The following is a 22,710-nucleotide window of genomic DNA, read 5'->3' on the forward strand; positions in this document are numbered from 1 at the left end:
CCCCGCAGACTGGCGCGCGCTCCGGGCACCACCCCGATCCCGTCCGGCCCGGCCCGGACGGGATCGGACGTAAACGGACACGCGCCGGTCACAGCCCTGCCGGGGGTCTCACGCGCCCGCTGTGCGCGCCGGGGCGCGGGCGCCGTGCCTCTTCCGGAAGCGGGAGAGCCGCCCCGGCGCGTTTCCCGCCCGGGGTGATGCGGGCAACCGTACGGGGGACGACGGATGAGGGGGGCACCACCGTGATCGTCTGGCTGAACGGAGCCTTCGGAGCCGGAAAGACCACCGCGGCCCATGAACTCCTGGACCTGCTTCCTGGCAGCACGCTCTACGAGCCCGAAATCATCGGCGCCGACCTGCGGCGAATGCTCCCCAAGGAGCGCCTGGCGGAGGTGGACGACTATCAGGACCTGCGCTCCTGGCGGCGGCTCGTGGTGGACACGGCCGCCGCCTTGCTGACAGAGGTTCCCGGACCGCTGATCGCCCCGATGACGCTGCTGTGCCGCGAATACCGCGACGAGATATTCGGCGCGCTGGCCGCCCGCCGTATTCCCGTACGCCACCTGCTGCTGCACGCCGAGGAGACGGTACTGCGCACCCGGCTGGACCAGCGGGCGGCCGTTGACGGCGGCTTCTCGCGTGCCTGGTGTCTGAGCCACCTGCACGCCTACCACGACGCGCTTCCCTGGATCACCGCCGAGGCGCACACCGTGGACACCTCGCGGCTCACCCCGCGCCAGAGCGCGGAGCGCCTGGCCGAGGCGATCAGCCATGACCGGGGCGTCATGGACATCGTGCAGACGCCGGAGCCGACCGCCGAAACGGTCGCCTCGGGGGTCCTCCTGTTCGACGAGCACGACCGGTTCCTGCTGGTCGATCCCACCTACAAGCCCGGCTGGGAGTTCCCCGGCGGTGTCGTGGAGCCGGGGGAGGCCCCGGCGCTCGCCGGTGTGCGCGAGGTGGACGAGGAACTCGGGCTGCGGCTGCGCACCGAGCCCACCTTGCTCGTCGTCGACTGGGAGCCGCCGCGCCCGCCCGGCTACGGGGGGCTGCGGCTGCTCTTCGACGGCGGGCGGCTGGCAGCGGACGAGGCGTCGGCGCTGCTGTTGCCCGGTGCCGAACTGCGCGGCTGGCGCTTCGTCACGGAGGAGGAGGCCGCCGGACTGCTGCCGCCGGTGCGGCTGGACCGGCTGCGCTGCGCGCTGCGTGCCCGCAGGTCGGGGCACCCGCTCTACCTGGAGTCAGGGGTTCCGGTGGGCGCGGGCAACCTTCTGCGCTGAGGGCCCTGCCCCCTGCCGGCCGGCCGCGGTGCCGGGCACGGGCCACGGCACCGCCTTCACCACTGGCCCATCTCACACCTGCTGCGCATAGGTACGCAGGAACAGCGCCTCGGCCACCGCCATCCGCTCCAGCTCGCGCGGATCCACGCTCTCGTTGACCGCGTGGATCCGCGCGTCGGGCTCGTTCAGCCCGATCAGCAGGATCTCCGCGTCCGGGTACAGCTCGCCGAGGGCGCTGCACAGTGGAATCGAGCCGCCGATGCCCGCCGTCTGCATCTCCAGGCCCTCGTACGCGGTACGCAGCGCCGCGGCCATGGCCGCGTACGCCGGGCTGCTGGTGTCCGCGCTGAACGGCTGGCCCTGGCCCACCACTTCGGTGGTCACCCGCGCGTTCCAGGGCACGTGCGACCTCAGGTGCTCGACCAGCAATCCGATGGTCTGCCCGGTGTCCGTGCCCGGCGGGATGCGCAGGGAGACCAGCGCGCGGGCCGAGGCGTGCACCGAAGGAGTGGCGCCCACGACCGGCGGGCAGTCGATGCCCAGCACGGTGACCGCGGGGCGCGCCCACAGCCGGTCGGCGACCGCGCCGTCACCGATCAGGCCGACCCCGTCGAGCACCTTGGCGTCGTGCCGGAAGTCCTCCTCCGGGTAGGCCATGCCCTCCCAGCGCCCGCCGGTCTCCAGCCCGTCGATGACGGTGTTGCCCTCGGCGTCCCGCAGCGAGTCGAGCGTGCGCATCAATGCGGCCAGCGCGTCCGGCGCGACTCCGCCGAACAGCCCCGAGTGCAGGTTGCCTTCCAGCGTATCGACCTGCACGCGCACCAGCGTCATACCGCGCAGCGAAGCCGTCACGGTCGGCAGTCCGCAGCGGAAGTTGCCGCCGTCCCCGATCACGATCGTGTCGGCGGCCAGCAGTTCGGGGCGGGCCCGCGCGTACTGCTCCAGCCCTCCGGTGCCCTGCTCCTCCGAGCCCTCCACGATCATCTTGATGGAGACGGGCAGCCCGCCGTTCTCCCGGAGGGCACGCAGCGCGAGCAGATGCATCACGAAGCCGCCCTTGCAGTCGGCCGAACCCCGGCCGTACCAGCGCCCGTCGGGGCCGTCGGTCAGCTCGAAGGGCGGGGTGCGCCAGGCCGCCTCGTCCAGCGGCGGCTGCACGTCGTAGTGCGCGTACAGCAGCACCGTCCGCGCCCCGGGCGGGCCCGGCAGGAAGCCGAAGACCGACTGGGTGCCGTCGGGGGTCTCCAGCGCCGCCACGTCCTGGAAGCCCTCGGCCCGCAGCGCGCCGGCCACCCACGCCGCCGCCCCCTCGCACTCGCTGCGGGGGTACTGCTCCGGGTCCGCGACCGACCGGAAGGCCACCAGCTCGGCCAGCTCCTCCTTGGCGCGCGGCATCAGCGAGGAGACGGTGGCCACGACGCCGGCCGCCTCCGCGCCGGGGCGGTCCACGGCCCCGGGCGGATCCGCCGGGCCGGACTGTCCGGACTGTCCGGGCGAAGCGGAAGAACCGGGCGTAGCCGTCGGTTGCGACGGAGGCTGCTGCATGGGAACGCTCCTTGTGGGCGCGACGTTGGCACACGTGTACGGAGACATGTGTATCGCACATGGGCGGCCCCGTAGGATGCGGTGGGCCATTCCGGAGCCTAGGTCGAGCGGGAGCAGAAGCACATCGTGAGCAGCGAGAACGCAGCCGGGAACGAGGACTTCGAGGGCGGAGCGGCCGAAGCGGCCGACAGCCCCGGCGAGGGCACCGGGCCGGCCGGGCCCGTCTGGGACGTCGTCGTGGTCGGCGCGGGCCCCGCCGGAGCGTCGGCGGCCTACGCGGCGGCCGTCTCCGGCCGCAGAGTGCTGCTCCTGGAGAAGGCCGAGCTGCCCCGCTACAAGACCTGCGGAGGCGGCATCATCGGGCCCTCGCGCGACTCGCTGCCTCCGGGCTTCGAACTGCCGCTGCGCGACAGGGTCCACGCGGTGACCTTCTCCCTGAACGGCAGGATGACCCGCACCCGGCGCTCCCGCAGCATGCTCTTCGGGCTGATCAACCGGCCCGAGTTCGACCAGAGCCTGGTCGAGTTCGCCGTCAAGGCCGGGGCCGAGGTCCGCATGGGCGTCACCGTCTCGCGGGTCGAACAGCACGGGCCCTCGGTGCCCGACCGCCGCACGGTCGCCGTCGTCCTCTCGGGCGAGGAGCAGCCGGTGCTGGCCCGCGCCGTGGTCGGCGCCGACGGCAGCGCGAGCCGCATAGGCGCGCACGTCGGCGTGAAGATGGACCAGGTCGACCTCGGCCTGGAGGCGGAGATCCCGGTTCCGCCGAGCGTGGCCGAGGACTGGGCGGGCCGGGTGCTGGTGGACTGGGGCCCCCTGCCGGGCAGTTACGGCTGGGTCTTCCCCAAGGGCGACACCCTCACCGTCGGTGTCATCTCCGCGCGCGGCGAGGGCGCGGCGACCAAGCGCTACCTGGACGACTTCATCGCCCGCCAGGGCCTCGCCGGCTTCGAGCCCAGCGTCTCCTCCGGACATCTGACCCGCTGCCGTACCGACGACTCACCCCTCTCCCGGGGCCGGGTGCTGGTGTGCGGCGACGCGGCGGGCCTGCTGGAGCCGTGGACCCGCGAGGGCATCTCCTTCGCACTCCGCTCGGGGCGCCTTGCGGGCGAGTGGGCCGTGCGCGTCGCCGAGTCGCACGACGCGGTGGACGCGCGCAGGCAGGCCCTCAACTACGCCTTCGCCATCAAGGCGGGCCTCGGGGTCGAGATGGGCGTCGGGCGCCGGATGCTGCGGATCTTCTCCCGCCGCCCGGGCCTCTTCCACGCGGCCCTCACCGGATTCCGCCCCGCCTGGAACGTCTTCGCCCGCTTCACGCGCGGCGCCACTTCACTCGCCGAGGTCGTCCGCGTCCACCCGGTCGCCCGCCGCGCGCTCGACACCCTCGACCGGCGTGAGGCCCAGGAGGCTGCCCGCTATGCGGACGGCAAGAGCGGGGACGGGGCCGGCGTAACCGAGGACACGGCCGGAACGGACGGCGGCCCCGAGGAGGAGCGCGGCGGCGAGAAGGCGGCGGACCGCCCCGCCTGAGGCAGTGGCAGCCGCCCGCAGCCTGACGGCGAGGACAGGCGAGCGGGCGGACCTGCGAACGTGAACGGGTGAGAGCGGGGCGGATCGGTGTACGCCGACGAGGCCCTTCTCCGGAGCCGGACCGGCCTCCGGAGCCGGGCCCTTCCCCCGGAACCGGCCCGGCATCCGGAGCCGGACCGGCCGCCAGTCCGCCCCAGGGCGAGAGCGAGGGCGGGCGCTCCCTCCGCGTCAGAGGTGCGGCCGTCGCGACGACCGGAGGGGCGGCACCCCACCACTGCCGCCACTACCCGGAACGCATCACCGCGCCGCGGCCCGGTATCCGCTGACCTCCGCACCAGCATTCCGGTCGAGCCCGAGGAAGAGCAGGGCCCCGGCCAACGCGATCACGGCGCCGACGACGAAGCTGGTGCGAAAGTCCGCCGCGGTCGGCGCGCCCGCGCCCGCGGAGACCTGCACCACGATCGCGGCGACCGCCACGCCCGCTCCGGCCGCCAGTTGAGCGATGGCCGCGTTGAGAGTGCTCGCATCACTCATCGACGCCGCGGGCACGTCGGCGAACGCCAGGGTGTTGACCGCGGTGAACTCCAGGGACCGGAACGCGCCGCCCAGAAAGCAGACCGCCCCGATAACCGGGTACGGCGTGGACGCGCTGAACAGGGCGCAAGCGGCCAATGACACGGCCACGAGTAGACCGTTGCCGACCAGGACCTGGCGGAAGCCGAATCGCCGCACCGCGCGCGTGGTGACCGTCTTCATCAAAAGGTTGCCGGCGAAGACCATGAGCACCAGCAGACCGGAGGTGACCGGACCGAGCCCGAAGCCGACCTGGAACAGCAACGGCAGCAAGAACGGCACCATGTTGATGGCCAGCCGCAGCAGCGACCCCGCGGCCGAGGTCGCGGCGAACGTCGCGATGCGCAGCACCGACAGGTCGATGAGCGGCGCCGGGTGCCTCCGGGCATGACACACCGCGAGCGCTGCGACCACGAGTCCGGCGGCCACCGGAGCGCCCGCGAGGTACCAGTTCGTGTCCTGTTGGCCGGCCAGGTGCGTGCCCGACAGCAGACTCGCGATGGCGATCGCGCTGAGCAGGAAACCGATGCCGTCGAAGGGACGGCGCACGGTCTCCGCTGTCGGCAACGTCAAGAGGGCAGCCGCGAAGATCAGGGTGCCCAGCGGCACGTTGATGAGGAAGATCCACCGCCAGGAGGCGTACTCGGCGATCAGGCCGCCGAGCGGTGGGCCCAGTACGGGTGCGAGGAGACCGGGCCAGGTGATGATGGCAGTCGCGGCCAGCAAGTCCTTCTTGGCCGCACCGCGCAGCACCACGGTCCGGCCGACCGGCACCATCATCGCTCCGCCGGCGCCCTGTATCACGCGGGCGCCGACGAATTGGGACAGCGTCTGCGCGACCGCGCAGCCTATCGAGGCCACGGTGAACAGGGCGATCGCGACACAGAACACCTGACGTGCCCCGAAGCGGTCGGACAGCCAGCCTCCGAGCGGTATCACCACGGCGACCGTCAGCAGGTAGGCCGTCACCCCGAGGCCGGCGGTCACGGTGCCCACACCGAGAGAGCCGGCGATCGCGGACAGCGCCATCGTGATCACGGTGCCGTCCAGCATCTCCAGGAACAGCGCGCCCGCGACGACGACCGCCGCCGGCCGCCCTCCCCGGCGATCCCGCCCACGGCGGTCCCGCACGGGCCGGGCCCGGCCGCGTTCCGGCGCCCGTGTCACGTGAGCACCACCGGGTCAGTCTCCGAGGACGGCACGTCGTGTGTGCTCATCCAGCGGCTCCGGCGTCCGCGGCTGACCTCCAGGCCCGCCCGGCGGCTGCGGGACGGGAACCTCGGAGCCGATCAGGCCCTGAGCGCGCAGGTCGGCCCACAGACCGGCCGGCACCTCCCCGTCGAGCAGTGCCGCGTTCTCGGCGATCTCCCCCGCGGAACGGGCGCCGACGGCGATGGCTCGGACCGCCGCGTTTCCGAACGGGAAATGCAGCGCGGCCTGTGGCAGCGAGGTGCCGTGCCGTCGGCAGACCCTGGCGATCCGGCGGGCGCGCCCGACAAGCCGGGCCGGTGCCGCGGCGTAGTCGTGGGTGGCATCGGCGGGGACTTCGGCGCGGGCCAGCAGCCCGGAGTTGAACACACCGGCGGCCACCACCGAGATGCCGCGCTCCCGGCACCGGGACAAGAACGGCGCCGCGGCGTCGTGCTCCAGCAGCGTGTAGCGGCCGGCCAGCATGACGAAGTCCAGTGCGGATTCCGGGATGAACCGCTCGGCCGTCTCACACCAGTTCACGCCCACGCCGATCCCGCGGATCACGCCCTGGGCCTTCAGCTCCGCCAGCGCGGGCAACGCCTCGTCCAGGGCCTGCGCCCAGTGGTCGTCCGGATCGTGGAGGTAGACGATGTCCACCCGGTCCAGGCCGAGGCGGGTCAAGGAGTCATCCAGCGACCGGCGCACTCCCTCTGCGCTGAAGTCCCAGACCCGGCGGTGGGTCGCGGGCACGGCGAAGCCGCCTGCCAGATCGTCGCCACCCCCGTCGAAGGGCTCCAGCAGCCTGCCGACCTTCGTCGACACCACGAACTCCGATCGGGGGAGATCGCCGAGCACGGCGCCGAGCCGTCGTTCGGAGAGGCCGAGGCCGTAGTGCGGAGCGGTGTCGAAGTACCGCACACCAGCTTGCCAAGCGGTCTCGACGGCGGCGCGGGCGTCCTCTTCGGAGACCCTCCGGTAGAGATTCCCGAGAGCCGACCCGCCGAAGCCGAGTCCGCCGATCACGACGCCGCCCGTCGCGGAGCCGGGCGTGCGCGGACTCCTGGACCGGGCTCGAACCCGGTACTCAGGGTGAGAGCCTCCATCGTGGCGAGCCTTTCCGGTCGTGTCCTTGAGTGGTGACGGGTGGGGGTCGCGGCTTGCGGGTGACGTTGCGGGCCGGCCCCGGCCGGTGGCGGCCACGGCCGGGGCGGCCGTCGTGACCGGCACCGGATGCCGATCGCTCTCCTCCGGCCCGTCGTCTAGAGCCGGGGAGAGGCTCCGGCGCGCTCCGCGCACTTCCGTGCGACGAGGGGCTTGAGGAATTCGAGACCCGTGCGGGCGTCCTGGTCGGGGTTGATCCCGCGGCGGTGGAATCCGGTCTCGGCCGTCAGGTAGCCGTCGAATCCGGTGTCGAGCAGGACGTCGATGAGACCCTCCCAGTCTTCGTCCCCCTGCCCCGCCGGCAGCCGGACCTGGGTGGACGTCGAGTCGGCGATGTGAATCTGCCGCAGGTCCGCGCCCATCAGGTGGACGTAGTCGGTGAGCGACTCGCGCCGGTAGCGCACGTGGCTGCAATCGAACATGACCTTGACGTTGGAACGCTCGATGTCCTCCATCAGCTCCATGGCGTCCTCGCCGCTCTCACACAGGTTCGAGTTCTCCGCGAGCGGCTCGATCACCACCGTCAGGCCGTACTGCGCGGCGTCATCGGCGATCTCCGCGAGGCATTCACGCGACCACGCCCATGCCTGGCGACGGCGGGTGCCGAAGATGACCCAGCCGGGCAGGTAGACCAGCGATCCGGCACCCCACTCGGCGCACAGCTCGCTGATCGCCCGGTAGTGCTCCACTGTCGCCCGGCGCTCCTCGACGAGTGGAGAGCTGGGATTGAACCCGGGCCCTCCGGTGGGGGCCGGGCCGATGCCCGACACCTCGATACCGTGATCGTCCAGCAGGCTGCGCACCTCACGCCGCCTGGCCGGGCTCAGGTACGGAGGGTAGGCGTGGGGCGCGGCGGCGCCCAGTTCGATGCCGTCGAAGCCCATCCGGGACAGACGTTTGATGGTTTCGTCCAGGGTGTAGGCCGGGACCCAGCTGCCGAAGCTGGAGTAAGACCAGGTGTGATAGCCGAATTTGATCGCCATGATCCTCTGTCTGTCGGAACTTCAGTGCTCGAAAAGATTCCTGAGATAGCTGCCGAGGAAGACGCCGTCGGGGTCCCAGGCCCTTCGCAGTTCCTGGAACCGGTCCCACTGCGGATAGCGAGAGGCGAGCTGTTCGCCCGTCCGGAAGTGGACCTTCGCCCAATGCGGACGTCCCTCGAACTCCCACAGCAGCGAGTCCACGGTCCGAAGCGGTCCGGCCCATGCCTCGGGCCGCCGGCGTGATACCGGATACGTCACCCCGATGTGGCAGGTGCTGCTCTGCCTGCTCGGACTGAGCCACGCGCTGTCGGCCGCGGTGAAGCGCACATCCACGGGAGCGGAGATGCGCAAGCCGCCTTCGCGTACCGTCTTGACCAGTGCACGGATCGCGTCGGCCGCCCGGCTGAACGGGACGCTGTACTCGGTCCCTTGCACGGGCGGCGGGAGATGGTGCAAGAGAGCCTCGTCGCAGCGCATGTCCTGCGTTCCGGCCCGCCCGGCGGCCCGCGCGGCGATGTGATGCGCCACGCCCGCCACCGGCGGCGGGCACGAGTTGTTGCAGAGCGCCGCGAGCAGCGCACTGCGCGGTCCGCGTGACGACGTCGGTGGTTCATCCGTCGGCGCCGCCGTCCAGACCATCGTCTGCGAGGTGTGCGGGTACCACCAGAAGCCGCCGAAGTGGACTTCCCTGAACTCCTCAAGGCGTGCCAGAACCTCTTCCAGCGGCCTTCGGCGGACCACTTTGCGCAGTGTGTGGCCCGGTACGAGTGCGAAGGTGAGATCCAGGACCACGCCGAGGCAACCCAGGTGCACACGGACCCCGTCGATTTCCGGGTCGTCGCGCGTGATCGTGCGGACCTGGCCGTCCGCGGTCATGACCCGGGCGGACACCACGTGTTCGGAAAGCGTGCCCTGCCGGGGGCTGCTTCCGTGGGTGGCGGTGGCCACGGCGCCCGCGACGGTCTGTTCGTCGATCGCGCTCTGGTTCGGCAAGGCGAGGCCCTCGGCCGCGAGTTGCCGGTTCAACGCGTGTATCGAGGTGCCGGCCCGCACTGTGGCCGTCATGTTCACGGGGTCGGCCTCGACGAGACCGCGATAGCCGCTCAAGTCGATCAGCGTCCGCCCGGCCGGCGTGACGAGGCTCGTGTAGGAGTGGCCTGATCCCACGACACTCACCCCTCGGGCGCGTGCGGTCTCGTCAAGCACGATTTCACGTATCTGTTCCACGGTCTGCGGGGTGAGGACGCGGTCCGCGGTGCCGCGCACCGCCCCACTCCAATTCGACCACGTCGCATGCGGGCGTTTCCCGGCCATGACCCTCGAATTCGTCGTCAATTTCCCTTACCTGGACGCCAGTTACCTTGTGGTCAGCCTCTCGGCGAACTCGTCCGCCGACATCGACTCCGCCTGACGGGACTCGAAATACCACTCGGTGAGTCGCTTCAGACCGGTGCGGAAAGGGACCTCCGGCGCCCAGCCGAGCCGCTCGTAGGCTATGGCCGCGGACGCGACCCGGTTGTAGGGGCCGGTTGGCTTGTCCGGCAGAGGCTTGATCTCTGTGCCGCCCTGACCGGTGAATTCCAGGATCAGCTGGGCGGCTTCCCGGACCTGGATGGGTTCTTCGGTGCCGAGGTTGATCGCGCTGCCGTCACGGATGTGCTCGCCGGCCAGCAGCAGGCCCCGCACGATGTCGGTGACATACGTCCAGTTGCGGATCTGGGTTCCGTCGCCCCAGACCTCGAAGGGCTGCTGCCGCAGGAACGCCCGGCCCACCATGGCTGTCAGGGCGTGGCTTTCCGGGCAGCGCTCGCCGTAGACCGTGAACAACCTGCACGACACGGAGGAGAATCCGGCCTCCTCGTGCAGCGCGGCGAGCCGCTGCTCCGTCATGAGCTTGGCCCACCCGTAGATTCCGTCCGCGTGGAAGGGCGGGCCGACCTGTGCTTCTGTGAGCCGGACTTCCTTGTCGACGTCGGCCTGCAAATCGACCGGGTAGACACAGCCGGAGGAAGCGAAGACGAAGTTCTGCACGCCTGCTTCGACGGCCGCTTGGGAAACCACGCCGTCCAGCACGAAGTTGCGCGAGCACGCTGCCTGGTGCAGTTCGATGAATCCCCGGCCACCGTGAATCGCGGCAAGGTGGAAGACGATGTCGATGCCGCGCACCACTTCGGCGGCCAGTCGCGGGTCGCACAGGTCGCCCTGGACGAACTCCCAGTCGGAGGCGGGAACCTTGCTGAGGTTCTCCAGCCGCCCTGAGCTGAGGTCGTCCGCCACACGCACTCTCGCGCCGGCATCGACCAGACGCTCCACCAGATGCGATCCGATGAAGGAGCAACCGCCGGTGACCAGTACCTGCTTACCACGCCAGAATTCCGGTTGAGTCATGAGTGACTTCCATTCCTGATACTGAGCTGTTGCGTCCCTGGGCCACATCGGAGTACAGGCCGGTGCACGGGGTGTCGATAACGCAGTGACGCTTGAATACTGCCTTACCGGTAATGTCCGGTAAGGTGCCAAGTGCCCCCGTCGGCCCCTCTCTTGTCGGCTGCGCAGGGCGAGCATAAGATCCCCGACGTCGGGTCGCCAACCCCCTTCCGGTGATTGAATCAAATGTTGTGCTGAAAGAGCGTTGGGTCCGGAAATCTCCGTCGAGAAGCCTTGCTGAGGCAAGGGTCTTCACTTCGGTCGTCGCTGCCCGCATTCACAATGCCGCCGGAAGCGGGTGGGGCGCGCAAGGTAATTTCGGACGCGGCGGTTCATTTATGGGAGAGGTGGAATGAGAATGGTCAACTCGGCCAAATCGCTCGGCCCGGTGCCGTCGGAGGACACCGGTACGTTCCCTGTCCTGGACTGGCGGGACGGCGATGTCCCCGAGGACGAAGCATGGGTTCCCGAGCAGTTGTACCGCGCGGCCCTGGAGCGGCTGCCGGTGGTCTGTGTCGATACGCTGATCGTCCGTGACGGTGCGGCGCTGCTCACCCGCCGCCGCCAGGAACCCCAGGCCGGGTCCTTGTGGTTGCAGGGGGGCCGTATGCGCAAAGCCGAACAGCTCGCCCAGGCGGCACTGCGCACCGCCGAGCAGGAATCCGGGTTGCGCCTGGAGCTGTACGGGCCGCTGGGAACCTTCTCCACAGTCTTCGAAGCCTCCGCACACGGGGACACCACCACGCACACCGTGAACGTCACGTTTCTCGCCTTCGCCGAACACGGTGCCCGGCCACGGATCGACACCACGCACGAGGACTATGTCTGGTGGCCGTTGCGGGATCCCACGGGGAACGCCTATCTCGACCAGCTCTTCGCACTCGCGGTACAGCGACTGGACGAAGCCGGTCGCAGCTGACGAAGGTGGCGAGACCCGGGCCCGCGGCCTCCTGGGCCGCTTCGCGGCAGTAGAGGTCATCGTGCCGGGCGGCCCCGGACCGCCTCCGGGGCCGCCCGGTGGAGCCTGCCGGTCACCTGTCCACCGGCCTCCGGGCGGGGCCGGTGTCCGAGGCCCTCCCCGGTCCTTACGCCGGAGCCGCCGCCGGCCATCCGCGTCCGGGGCCCGCCGCCGCCCAGGCGTCGCGGTCTTCGCGCGCGGTTCTTCACCGCCCTGCCCGCGCCGGGCAACGGGGCTGATCACCGTTCAGGGGACGTGTGCGGGCTGTGGGCCGGGCTGTCCGGTCTGCGGAAGTCCCCTGATCTCGAAGTGGCTGCGGTGGTAGACCGCGATGCCGGAGGTGATGCCGTCCCAGACGAAGCCGTCACCCCGGTAGCGGGATGTGGCGAACTCGAACAGGACGTCGCCGGGGACCATCAGGCTGAGTTCGGTGAGGTAACTCTCCAGCCCTTCGAGGTCCGCCCACCTCCCCTCGCGGATCCGCTGCGAACGGAGCGTCAACTCCTGTTGGACCGTGCGCAGATGTGCTGCCAGATGATCCACCGACGCCTGGAGACCGAGTCCCCCGGCCACGTGCCACACGGCCAGCGCGTTGGTCTGCCAGTGGCCGCAGGCGGTCTCCTTGCCGAAGGACAGCAGGTCGTTGACGAAGGCGGTGTGCTCCGAAACGAGCGCCAGCGCTTCCACGACGTCAGGGTCCGTGAAGAACTCCTCCGGGAACGACAACCCGAGAACGAAATCCGCCACCCTCACATAGACCGGTGTACCGACATTGAAGCGCCTGAATCGCCGGTAGTCCTCGAACTCGAAGATGTCGCCCGTGCCTGCCATTTCGATGCCCCGCAGTTCGGCCTCGACGAACTCCTTGAGGGCGGCTGTGAGCCGGGCCGTCTGCCCCGCGGTCATGTCCGAGGTGACGGACGTCCACGCGTCGGCCAACATCCCGGTAAGAGGGTCCTGGTCCCCGACTGACGTGCTGGAGGAGAAGGAGACCAACCGTTTCGCGAGGCTCGCGGTGCGCTCCGACACCTCCGCGGCGTCCAACCGGTCCGTCAGGTCGTCGAAGGCGCACATGAACTGGATGAGCCTGGCCATGGCGACCAGACGCTCGGGAACGCCGTGCGGATAGATGAGGATCAGCCACCAGGGCTGGCGCCGCGCGAGGAATGCGGAGATCGACTGCTCATCGAATTCCATTCGTTCCAGGTACGGGCGAGTCCACGCGTCGATCTGCCGCTCCATCTCGGCGGTTTCGGGGTGGAACTGCGGCCCCGGACCGGTCAGCAGTTCCGGTACGAAGAAGGGGCGTCCGAAGATGTCGGGGCTGGGCGGAACGGGCATTTCACTCTCCTTGCCGGTCACAAACCGCTGCGGCGCTGGCGTTTGGCGTATACGGCCAGAGCGTCGTCGAAGTCCCCTCGCGTGAAGTCGGGCCAGCACACGGGAGCGAAGTGGTACTCCGCATACGCCGTTTGCCAGGGCATGAAGCCGGACAGCCGTTGCTCTCCCGAAGTGCGTATGACCAGATCGGGGTCGGGCTGCCCGGCCGTGTACAGGTGCCGGGCCAGCCCCGATTCGTCCACCGTGTCACCGGGCACGGCCGTCCCCGGTGACAGGGCACCGGGCGAGTGCTCATTGATCAGGGCGCGGGCCGCCTGCGCGATCTCCTGGCGCCCGTCGTAGGCGATCGCCGCATTGGCCACCAGGCCCTGTACATCCGCGGTATCGGCCTCGATTTCGTACAGCAGGTCCCGTGTGCGATCGGGCAGGGCCTCCAGTGCGCCGATGGGCCGGATCCGCCAACGCCGCTGATCGGCGAGCTTCCGAAGCCCGGCTGTGATGACCTCCAGAAGCGCCCGCACCGCCTCACCGGACCGGTGCAGATTGTCCAGCGACAGCACCCACACGGTCACATATCCGATGCCCCACTCCTCGCACCAGTCCCACAAGTTGCCCACCCGCACCGCGCCTCGCCGGTACCCCTCGACAGCGGGCAGCCCGTGATGCCGCGCCCAGCGGCGATTGCCGTCGAGGATGACGGCCACATGTTCCGGCACATCAAGACTCCGAGCCGGCGGCTCGCACAGCGGTAGATGCTCGCTCATGACACTTCACGTCTCCTCAAGCGTTCTGATGGAGTGCGCCGGCGGGCCTGGCGCGCGACAGGCAAGCGCCTCACGAGCTGTGGCCGGTCTCGTGCGGAGTACCGGCCGACTGCCCCCGCTCGCGCGGGGGGTCCTCCGCCGCGGGGCGGAGGGGGCGGGCCGGCGTTCTGGGCATGACACGCAGGCGCAGCCCCTTCGGGTGCAGCACCACGCCGACCTTCAGCGTGGCCCGCGACCCGGCCACCGGCTGAACCCGCCAGCGCTGCAACAGCACGGCCAAGGTCGAGGCGGCCTCGGCCAGGGCGAAGACGTCGCCGATGCACTTGCGGGCTCCGGCCCCGAAGGGGAGGAACGCCGCGCGCTGCGCGCGGGTACAGTTCCCGTCCAGCCAACGGTCGGGATCGAAGCGGTCGGGATCGGCGTAGACCGCCGGATCACGGAGCAACGTGCGAATGCTGAAGTAGAGTTCCGCGCCCTCGGGAATCCGGTAGCCGCCCAGCGCGGTCCGCGCGCGGGCCACCCGGCTGACCACCCAGCCCGGTGGGTACAGACGCAGTGTCTCAGTCAGGACTCGCTGCAGCTGGGGCAGCCGTGCCAGGTCGGCATGGGAGGGAGGCGCTCCGTCGAGCACCGTGTCGATCTCCTCCTCCACCCGTGTGTACCAGTGCGGATGGCGGACCAGAAGGCTGAGGGTCCAGGCCAGCAGCGCGGCCGTGGTGTCGATGCCTCCGATCATGAAGCTCCAGATGTGGCCCTGGACCTCTTCGTCGCTCAGCGCGACGGTGCCGTCCGGCCCACGTACCAGAAGCAGGCTGAACAGGTCTTCGTAGTCACCTGGATCCTCCCGGCGGTTGCGGATCATCGAGTCGATGGCCGAGCGTGTCCGCGCTTGGGCCTCGCGGTATCGGCGATTGGCCGGCAACGGGAGCCTGCCGTAGGCCGGCAGGATCGTCCTGGCGAGGAGACCGCTGCTGATGATCGGCAGGTCGTGCTGGAACTGGTCGACACACCGGACCGAGACGGGATCGGTGAACAGCGAGTTCGTCAGCGTTTTCGTGGTCAGGCGCGTCATTTCCCGGTCGATGTCGACTGCCTGACCCGGTCGCCACCGTCCGACGATCTCCGTCGCGTTGCGCACCATCTGCCGGTTGTAGTCGGGTATTCGGCTGGGGTGGAAAGCAGGCTGCATCAGCGGTCTCGCGACTCGGTGCGCCTCGTTCGGGCAGGCCGCGAGGCCGCCGTTGCCGCCCCACAGCTTGATGAACGCCTCGACCACCCCGCCCCCCTTGTCGAAGTCGCCGCGGCCGGCGACCAGCATGTGCCGCAGCAGGGCGGGATCGTTCACCACACAGGCGGTCTTCGAGCCGAGTCTGACCCGGACCAGGGGCCCGTGTCCGGCTGCTCGGTCGAAGAAGCCGAAGGGGTCGCAGGCCATTCCGGGCAGGTGCCCCAGGAACGGCAGCTTTCCCGGCAGCTGGGGGACTTCCTCCAGTCGATTACTCATCGAACTCCTCGTATGAAGAGGGGCTTGGCGCAGCAGGCCACGCCCTGGCGCGCAAAGCGCGTCGGCGGCACACCACATGACGCGTCATGGGCGCGGGTGAACAGCCAAGCGGCTGTCGCGTGATCGGCTCCTGTCCGGCTCGGCGAGTACCGGTTCGCGTTCGCGCTGCCTTGAACGGAACGGCTGGTGGAGGCCGGGGGCGGAGCGGAGAATCAGGTTCTGGGATTCCTGGGGTGTGGAATGATGCGCAACTCGCTGGGGCTCAGATCCGAGCGGAAGCGGCTGCGTACGCGGCTGTTGGGCGCCGGACGCAGGTGCCACCGGGTCAATACCGCGCTCAGGACGATGGTGGCTTCTGCCATGCCGAAGGTGTCGCCGATGCACTTGCGGCGTCCTTGGCCGAAGGGTATGTGCGCCTGGCGGGTGGAGGCGCCGACCGGGGTGTCCCAGCGATCAGGGTCGAACCGCTCGGGTTGCGGAAAGTGAGCGGGATCGTGCTGAAGCTGGTAGGCGCTGAAGAGGAAATCGGTCCCGGCAGGGAAGCGGTGCTCACCGAGGGCGACCTCCTGTGTGCTGGCCCGCGTCATCATCCAGACGATGGGGTACAGCCGCAGGGTCTCCTGCAGCACGTTGCGGGTCAGTCGGAGGTTCCTGAAGTCCTCCGGGCCGGCCGTGCGCCCGTCCAGGGCACTGTCCATCTCCTCCTGGAGACGCCTTTGGACGTCAGGGTGCTGGGTGAGGAGGTGTGCGGCCCAGGCGAGGGTGCAGGCGATGGGTTCCGTTCCGCCGAGGAGGAGGGTGATGATCTGGTCGACCAGTTCCTGGTCGCTGAAGCCGTCGCCGTCGCCGTCGCGGGCCGTCATGAGGTTGTCCACCAGGCTTCCCGGGGTCGGCCGGATGCGAGCCGCTGCGATGGCTCGGCGTGCCGAGGACTGGAGTTGGTTTCGGGCCTGCTCGAAGCGCCGGTTGGCCGGGAGGGGGAGCCGGCGGACCCAGGGGTGAGGCAGTGCAGTGCGGATGAGTAGTCCGGCCTGGAAATCAGCGACCTTGTCCGCGAGCCAGCCGGACTCGGGCAGGTCGGCTTCGGGGAGCAGCGTCCGCGCGAGTGTCCGCGCGACCAGGACGTGGGCCTCGGCAAGAAAGTCGATCTCTTTTCCCGCTGTCCAGGACGAGATCATGGCGTCGCCCTCGTGCTGGAAGACGGAGGCGTATCCGTCGATGCGGCCGGGCAGGAAGGCCGACTGCATGATTCTCCGCTGTCTTCGGTGTTCCGCGTGTGCCGAGGTCACCAGCCCGTTGCCGACGAACGGGCGCGCGTTGTCCAGGATGGGGCCACCCTTGTCGAACGCCTCGACGTCGATCACCAGCATGCGGTGGACCAGTTCGGGGGCACAGACGAGGTATGCGGGTCGTGTGCCGAGGCGAACTCGCACCACGGGCCCGGTCCGTCGGCAGGCAGCCAGCCAGGGCGATGGATTCCTCGCCAGGTAGGGTGCGTGCCCCACCAGGGGATACGCCCCCGGAGCCTCGGGTATCGGGGAGCCCGAGCGGATCACCGCGTGCTCGGATTCGGGCTTCATGGAAACCATCACCGCCTCATAGAACGAAGTGTCTGATGGGCGAGGGCGGCCGGATGGGCCCGCCGTCGGTCAGGAAATTCTGATCGTCACCTCGTGTGCGAACCCGCACAGAGTCTCGATCACATCGGGTGGGGTGGGCACATATTCGGGTGTCACATGTGACTGATGTCTACGGGTGGGATCGTAGCCCGGGCCTGGCGCGGGGCACCAGGGGAAAAGCGTTGTTCTTGAAGTCGCTGGTCACAGAACTGGAATGACCCGCCGTCACCCCCGGTGCCGGCTGCCGAGGTTGTCGGGTGAGGCCGTCCCCCTACGGCACGACAAGGCGGCATATGGGGCGGGGCCGACCGGGCGCTCCTGTCGTGCGGCGCCCGGGGGCACGCTCCCCTGCGGGCGCCACGGGCGGGTGGAGGCGATCTCACGCCCCGTGGACCGGCAGCAGGCCGTGCGCCCAGACCGTCAGCGCCGCCGGCTCTTCCGCGTATCCCTCGCGGGTCATCGCCAGGACGAGGACGGAAGAAGCCTCGCCGTGGCCGCTCCCGTCGCCGGGAGCTGAAGTGGAACCCGTGCCGGTCCTTTCCTCCTCGCCGTCAGGCCGGGAGGACTGCTCGCCGGGTGCGCGGAGAGAGCCTCACCCTGCTTGCGGGCCTCGGCGACCGGGGTACTGACCGTAGCGGCGAGGTCGTCCAGATTGTGGTCCGGTATCCGTACCGGCTCGTGCTGATCGGCGGACTCCGCACCTCGCACGAGCGGCCGGGGAAGAAGTCCGTGTCCGGCAGTTCTCCCGCTCGCCGAGGCCCGTGCGGCGGGTAAGCGGAGATACTCGTTCAGGCGGTTCGCCCTCGTGGGGCGAGGGCCCTCCAGCGGTGGCGGGGCGCTGCCCCGGGGCGGTTCCGTGAGCGCCCGGGGACACACGGGGCGTGCCAGGAGCTGCCGTTCAACCGGTGTAGGTGATCCGGAAGACCGGATGTCTCGGGGCGGCGGCCAACAGTTCCTCGTCCGTGGAATCCGGGCCGAGGCTCCCGAAGAAGGCGCCGACCTCCCACTTCCACTTGCGCAGATAAGCCCGCAGGATCTCGGGTTTGTCCGCGTCCTCGACCACGACGGCGGTGAAGGGCCGGCTCTTCTTCCCCCGGTGGATCTCGCCGCCGCCGGCCGCGCGCATGTTGCGCGTCCACTGCACATGGCCCCGGGCCGCGACGAGATAGACCGCGCCGTCGTGTGCCAGCGGGTTGACCGGGGTGCGGCGCCACTCGCCGCTCTTGCGTCCCTTGACCGCGAGGACACCCGAGCCCGCCAGGCTGATTCCCCGTCGGGAGAGCCAGGAGACCGTGGGGTTGAGCACTCTTCTGGTGAACCAGCCGGGCCGCATGACGAACAGTGCGGACCCGGTGCCGGCGGGGGTCGGGGCCGGTTCGGTGCTGGATGGCATGGTTCCTCCGTGACGGGGCGGGGGGTGATCCGGACGGCGTGAATGGAGCGCCGATCTTCTTCGAGAGCAGTGCTCTCACCGTTCTGGGAGTCAGTGTTACCCGAGCGGCGCTCCAAGGCAAGAGCCGCGCTCCACTTCGAGAGCGGTGATGATAAAGGAGAGCAGTGTTCTCGTTATTGGTCACCGCTCTGAAACCTGGCACACTTGCCGTCCATGAGTACGAAGATCCAGGGCGCACGCGAGCGCGCACGCGGTGAGATCACGACAGCCATCAAGGCCGAGGCACGCCGTCAGCTCGCGGCCGAGGGTGCCGCACGTCTCTCCCTGCGCGCCGTGGCACGCGAGCTGGGCCTGGTCTCCTCGGCGCTCTACCGCTACTTCCCCAGCCGTGACGACCTTCTGACCGCCCTGATCACCGACGCCTACGACGCTGTCGGTGCCGCCGCCGAAGAGGCACTGGCCGCCGCCGAGTCCATGGCCGACTCGCACTTCGCCCGGTGGCAGGCGGTGTCCCGGGCCGTGCGCGAATGGGCGCTGGAGCATCCGCACGAGTACGCGCTGATCTACGGCTCGCCCGTCCCCGGATACTCCGCCCCGCAGTCCACCACCGGTCCCGCGGCCCGCGTCGGCCTCGTCCTCTTCGCCATCGTCCGGGATGCCCACGACAGTGGCGCCCTTCGCCGCCCTCCGCGGTCTCCGACCGCGCCCGAGCCGGTGCTGCGCGACGCGGAGGCCCTCATCGCGGGCCTCGGGGTCCGGTTGCCGGCCGCCGTGGCCGTGGAGCTGATCGCGGCATGGTCACAGCTTTCCGGACTGATCAGCTTCGAGCTGTTCGGGCAGTTCACCAATGTGATCGAGGCGCGGGAGCAGTTCTTCGCGCACGCGGTCGATCGGCTGGCGGACCAGGTGGGCCTGGGGGGCTGAGCCGCGCAATCGCGCCGGGAGCAGGGGCGGCCCCCGCGCTCGGGCGACGCCACCATGGGCCAGGGTCGGCCGGCCGACCGCCCCCGGCGCGTCCGTGGTGACGCCGACCGTCTCAGAGGCCGACGGCCGCGGCGTCGTCCAGCAGGAAGCGGAGCAGCGCCTCCGTCGGCCGGGCCGGAGCGTCCTCCTGCACGAGACGGCCCGCGCCCCCGATCAGCCGCAGCCGTGTCCCCGGGGTCCTGGGCGCCGACTCGCGGGCGTATTCCGCCGCGATCCAGGCGTCGTCGGTGCCCCAGCAGATGAGCATGAGCATCGGCAGCGTGACGAGAATCGACGGACTCTGGCCGGCCGGCGCCGTCCGCCCGCTCATGCCTCCGCCCGCTCACGCCTCCGGGAGCACCGCGTGCCGCGTCGCCCAGGCGGTCAGCGAGGCGAGGGCCGCCAGCAGTGCGACGGTCAACAGCGCGGTGGGCAGCGAGAACCAGTCCGTCAGGAAGCCGATGGCGACAGGGCCCAGCAGGATGCCCCCGTACCCGAAGGTGGAGGCCGCGGCGACGCCGTCGGGACCGCCCAGGTCGCCCGCCCTGCCGATGGCGATGGGGAAGACGTTGGCCAGCCCCAGTCCCGTCAGCACGAAGCCGCCCAGCACCAGCCACACCGTCGGCCCCAGCGACCCCAGCAGCATTCCGCAACTGCCCAGCAGACCGCCGACGACCAGCACCCGCCCGGGGCCGAGGCGTTCGACCAGCGTGGTGCCCATGAGCCGGCCGAGGGTCATGGCTCCGGCGAACACCGAATATCCGGAGGCCGCCAGCCCCGCGCTCGCGTCCAGGTCGTCGGTCAGGTGCAGCGCGCTCCAGTCGGCCAGCGCGCCTTCCCCGTAGGCGGTGCACAGCGCGATCACTCCGAGCACCGCGACCGGCAGACGCGCCCGCCCGCCCGGCCGGACGGCGCCGCCTTCCGGCCGGGCGGCGGCGCGCTGTGCGGGCCGCAGTTCATGGCGCAGCAGAGGCCGGGCGCCGAGTGCGGCCACGGCCAGTCCGGCCGCCGTCAGTGCAAGCAGATGGCGGGTGGCGCTCAAGTGCCCGGCCAGCAGGCCGCCGAGCCCGGCGCCGAGCATGCCGCCCAGGCTGAAGGCCGCGTGGAAGCCGGGCATCACCGGGCGGCGCAGGGCGGCTATCAGGTCAACGGCAGTGCTGTTGAGTGCGACGTTCATCCCGCCGTAGGCGGCGCCGAAGACCAGCAGTACGAGCCCCAGCGTGAGGGCGGAGTGTGTCAGCGGGGGCAGCGCGATGCTCACGGGGAGGAGGAACGCGCAGGCGAGGACCACGGGTTGGTTGCCGAACCGGGAGCACAGCCGCCCGGTGAACACCATCGTGGCCACGGCGCCCGCCGAGACGCCCAGCAGCGCCAGCCCCAGCGCGCTCGCCGAGGCGCCGGTCTGTTCCTTGACGGCGGGGATGCGGACGACCCATCCGGCGAACAGGAAGCCGTCGAGTGCGAAGAAGGTGGTGAGTGCGGCACGGAAGCGGCGCAGGTCCGGGGAGGGGGCGTCGATGGGAGACTGACCGCCGCGCCCCTTCGCACCGGCGAGCGCCGACCGTATTTTGTTTAGTGTCGGCACAAAGAGAGAATAGGGCCGTGACCCAGACGCGTACAACAAGGTTGGAGAGAGGGCGTTCGGCCCTGGGGCCCGCACTGGAGCTGGTCCACACCGGGCAGGCGCCCACCCGCGCGGTGCTGACCGCCGAACTGGGTGTGACCCGGGCGACAGCCGGCGCGGTGGCGGCGGAGCTGGAATCCCTCGGCCTCATCACCGTCGATGCCCACCCCACAGCCCCCGTCGGCACACAGGGCCGCCCCTCGCACCGCCTCGCGGTCAACCCCGAGGGTCCCGTGGTGCTGGCGGCCCAGGTGCACTCCGACGGGTACCGGGCGGCGCTCGTGGGCCTCGGCGGGCACATCGTCGCCACCGCGCCCGGCTGCGGCGCCATCGACGCCGACCCGGCGCAGGTACTCGGCGAAGTCGTGACCACCGGAGCGGAGTTGCTGCGCACCGCCGGGCGGCGCTGCGTCGGCGCCGGGCTCGCCGTCCCCTCCGCCGTCGCCGAACCGGAGGGCACCGCGCTCAACCCGCTGCACCTGGCCTGGGAAGCCGGTGCACCCGTCCGCGACATCTTCCGCGCCTGCCTCGCCGACGCCGGTATCCCCGGGCCCTCCGGGGCGCCCCCGGTGACGGGCTTCGCCGGGAACGACCTCAACGTCGCCGCGCTGGCCGAACACCGGCACGGGGCCGGCCGCGGCGCCCGGCACCTGCTCGTCGTCGGCACGGGGCACCACGGTGTCGGCGGTGCACTCGTGCTCGACGGGCGGCTGCACACCGGGAGTTCGGGGCTCGCCCTGGAGGTCGGCCACCTGACCGTGGACCCGGGAGGACGGCCCTGCCACTGCGGCAGCCGGGGCTGCCTGGACGCGGAGACCGACCCCGCCGCGCTCTTCGACGCCGCGGGCCGCAGTGCGGGCCCCGAGAACTCGCCGCTGCACCAGGCGAGCGCGATGGTACGCGAGGAGTACGACACCGACCCGGCCGTGCGCCGGGCGGCGGGCACGCTCATCGACCGGCTCGGACTGGGCCTGGCCGGACTGGTCAACATCCTCAACCCCGACCGCATCGTCCTGGCCGGATTGCACCGCGCCCTGGTGGAGGCCGACGGGGACCGGCTGCGCGGCGTGGTCGCCGACCGCAGCCTGTGGGGCCGCAGCGGCGGTGTGCCCGTCATCCCCAGTTCCCTCGACCACAGCTCCCTGGTCGGCGCGGCCGAACTGGCGTGGCAGCCCGTACTCGATGACCCGCTCGGGGCGCTGGGAGGATAGCCCCGTGCGCATCAGAGCGGGCGCCCGGCACGAACTGGGCCGGATCCAGGAGATCGAGCGGGCGGCGGGGCGGTCGTTCCGCGACGTCGGCATGCCGGAGATAGCCGACGACGAACCTCCCCCGACGGCGGCCTTGAACGGCTACCAGGCAGCCCGCGGACTCTGGGTCGTCAGCGGTGGCGGCGGTATCGGCCGCGAGACGGCGGCGGGCCCGGCGCGGGACGAGAGCGGCGGACCGCGCGCGCAGCAGCCCGGCGAAACGGGCGGGGAGGACATGGCCATCGCCTACGCGCTGGTCGAACCGCTCGACGGCTGCCTGCACATCGAGCAGATCTCCGTCCATCCGGACAACGCCCGCCGCGGCATCGGACGCGCCCTCATCCGCCACCTCGCCCGGTGCGCGGTGGCGGACCGCATGCCCGCGCTGACCCTCACCACCTTCGCGGACGTCCCCTGGAACGCGCCCTACTACGCGCGTCTCGGCTTCCGCGTACTGGCCGCGCCCGAACTCTCCCCGGGACTGCGCGAGATCCGCCGCTCGGAGAAGGGCGCCGGTCTCGACCGCTGGCTGCGCGTGTGCATGCGCGCGGAGACCGGCACACTCCTCTCCACCGGGCAGCCGGACAGACCCGGGGCAGTGTGACCG

19 protein-coding genes are annotated in these 22,710 nt (G+C 70.7%); 6 read left to right on the plus strand and 13 right to left on the minus strand.

Going from position 1 to position 22,710, the window contains the following annotated elements; genetic code table 11:
• Positions 1–242: 242 nt before the first annotated feature.
• On the plus strand, positions 243–1,280 hold the full coding sequence (locus tag ABD339_RS19240; RefSeq protein ID WP_344567610.1) for an NUDIX hydrolase: 1,038 nt from the start codon (positions 243–245) through the stop codon (positions 1,278–1,280).
• A 72-nt stretch (positions 1,281–1,352) separates the two neighbouring features.
• On the opposite strand, the gene ABD339_RS19245 is transcribed toward ABD339_RS19240, so the two are convergent.
• On the minus strand, positions 1,353–2,675 hold the full coding sequence (locus tag ABD339_RS19245; RefSeq protein ID WP_425576036.1) for a dipeptidase: 1,323 nt from the start codon (positions 2,673–2,675) through the stop codon (positions 1,353–1,355).
• 276 nt (positions 2,676–2,951) lie between these two features.
• On the opposite strand from ABD339_RS19245, the gene ABD339_RS19250 reads away from it, so the two are divergent.
• Positions 2,952–4,352: a geranylgeranyl reductase family protein gene (locus tag ABD339_RS19250; protein WP_344567612.1), complete on the plus strand. Its 1,401-nt coding sequence runs from the start codon at positions 2,952–2,954 to the stop codon at positions 4,350–4,352.
• A 297-nt stretch (positions 4,353–4,649) separates the two neighbouring features.
• On the opposite strand, the gene ABD339_RS19255 is transcribed toward ABD339_RS19250, so the two are convergent.
• The 5 genes from ABD339_RS19255 to ABD339_RS19275 all read right to left on the minus strand — a co-directional run bounded on the left by ABD339_RS19255 (position 4,650) and on the right by ABD339_RS19275 (position 10,648).
• Positions 4,650–6,092, minus strand: coding sequence for an MFS transporter (locus tag ABD339_RS19255; protein ID WP_344567613.1), 1,443 nt, complete (start codon positions 6,090–6,092; stop codon positions 4,650–4,652).
• A gap of 15 nt (positions 6,093–6,107) precedes the next feature.
• Positions 6,108–7,139 (minus strand): aldo/keto reductase, encoded by a 1,032-nt coding sequence (locus ABD339_RS19260; RefSeq protein WP_344567614.1) that lies wholly within the window; start codon positions 7,137–7,139, stop codon positions 6,108–6,110.
• Positions 7,140–7,375: 236 nt separating this feature from the next.
• On the minus strand, positions 7,376–8,260 hold the full coding sequence (locus ABD339_RS19265) for a sugar phosphate isomerase/epimerase family protein (RefSeq protein WP_344567615.1): 885 nt from the start codon (positions 8,258–8,260) through the stop codon (positions 7,376–7,378).
• 21 nt (positions 8,261–8,281) lie between these two features.
• Entirely contained in the window at positions 8,282–9,526 is a 1,245-nt protein-coding gene (locus ABD339_RS19270) for a D-arabinono-1,4-lactone oxidase (protein WP_344567616.1), read from the minus strand.
• Positions 9,527–9,616: 90 nt separating this feature from the next.
• Positions 9,617–10,648 carry an NAD-dependent epimerase/dehydratase family protein gene (locus ABD339_RS19275; protein ID WP_344567617.1) on the minus strand — a complete coding sequence of 344 codons (1,032 nt, stop codon included), beginning with the start codon at positions 10,646–10,648 and terminating at the stop codon, positions 9,617–9,619.
• A 391-nt stretch (positions 10,649–11,039) separates the two neighbouring features.
• Here ABD339_RS19275 and ABD339_RS19280 point away from each other — a divergent pair, with 391 nt between their 5' ends.
• Positions 11,040–11,606, plus strand: a complete 567-nt coding sequence (locus ABD339_RS19280; protein WP_344567618.1) for an NUDIX domain-containing protein — start codon at positions 11,040–11,042, stop codon at positions 11,604–11,606.
• Between the two features lie 285 nt (positions 11,607–11,891).
• On the opposite strand, the gene ABD339_RS19285 is transcribed toward ABD339_RS19280, so the two are convergent.
• The 5 genes from ABD339_RS19285 to ABD339_RS19305 all read right to left on the minus strand — a co-directional run bounded on the left by ABD339_RS19285 (position 11,892) and on the right by ABD339_RS19305 (position 18,266).
• Positions 11,892–12,986, minus strand: a complete 1,095-nt coding sequence (locus tag ABD339_RS19285) for a terpene synthase family protein (protein WP_344567619.1) — start codon at positions 12,984–12,986, stop codon at positions 11,892–11,894.
• Between the two features lie 17 nt (positions 12,987–13,003).
• A complete protein-coding gene (gene uppS, locus ABD339_RS19290) occupies positions 13,004–13,750 on the minus strand; it encodes a polyprenyl diphosphate synthase (protein ID WP_344567620.1) in 747 nt (248 codons plus the stop codon).
• A 70-nt stretch (positions 13,751–13,820) separates the two neighbouring features.
• Entirely contained in the window at positions 13,821–15,254 is a 1,434-nt protein-coding gene (locus tag ABD339_RS19295; protein WP_344567621.1) for a cytochrome P450, read from the minus strand.
• 212 nt (positions 15,255–15,466) lie between these two features.
• Complete coding sequence (locus tag ABD339_RS19300; RefSeq protein ID WP_344567622.1) at positions 15,467–16,843, minus strand: cytochrome P450; 1,377 nt, start codon at positions 16,841–16,843, stop codon at positions 15,467–15,469.
• Between the two features lie 928 nt (positions 16,844–17,771).
• A complete protein-coding gene (locus ABD339_RS19305; protein ID WP_344567623.1) occupies positions 17,772–18,266 on the minus strand; it encodes a nitroreductase family deazaflavin-dependent oxidoreductase in 495 nt (164 codons plus the stop codon).
• 213 nt (positions 18,267–18,479) lie between these two features.
• Here ABD339_RS19305 and ABD339_RS19310 point away from each other — a divergent pair, with 213 nt between their 5' ends.
• Positions 18,480–19,190 (plus strand): TetR/AcrR family transcriptional regulator, encoded by a 711-nt coding sequence (locus ABD339_RS19310; RefSeq protein WP_344567624.1) that lies wholly within the window; start codon positions 18,480–18,482, stop codon positions 19,188–19,190.
• Positions 19,191–19,302: 112 nt separating this feature from the next.
• Here ABD339_RS19310 and ABD339_RS19315 read toward each other — a convergent pair whose 3' ends face one another.
• The gene (locus tag ABD339_RS19315; RefSeq protein ID WP_344567625.1) at positions 19,303–19,560 is read right to left on the minus strand and encodes an alpha/beta fold hydrolase; all 258 of its coding nucleotides are present in this window, start codon (positions 19,558–19,560) and stop codon (positions 19,303–19,305) included.
• A gap of 12 nt (positions 19,561–19,572) precedes the next feature.
• A complete protein-coding gene (locus ABD339_RS19320) occupies positions 19,573–20,814 on the minus strand; it encodes an MFS transporter (protein ID WP_344567626.1) in 1,242 nt (413 codons plus the stop codon).
• Positions 20,815–20,831: 17 nt separating this feature from the next.
• Here ABD339_RS19320 and ABD339_RS19325 point away from each other — a divergent pair, with 17 nt between their 5' ends.
• Both ABD339_RS19325 and ABD339_RS19330 read left to right on the plus strand, forming a co-directional pair.
• Positions 20,832–22,064: an ROK family protein gene (locus ABD339_RS19325; protein WP_344567627.1), complete on the plus strand. Its 1,233-nt coding sequence runs from the start codon at positions 20,832–20,834 to the stop codon at positions 22,062–22,064.
• Positions 22,065–22,068: 4 nt separating this feature from the next.
• Complete coding sequence (locus ABD339_RS19330) at positions 22,069–22,707, plus strand: GNAT family N-acetyltransferase (RefSeq protein WP_344567628.1); 639 nt, start codon at positions 22,069–22,071, stop codon at positions 22,705–22,707.
• The last annotated feature ends 3 nt before the right edge of the window (positions 22,708–22,710 follow it).

Origin of the sequence: Streptomyces axinellae (assembly GCF_039532135.1) — a bacterium.
GTDB lineage: Bacteria > Actinomycetota > Actinomycetes > Streptomycetales > Streptomycetaceae > Streptomyces > Streptomyces axinellae.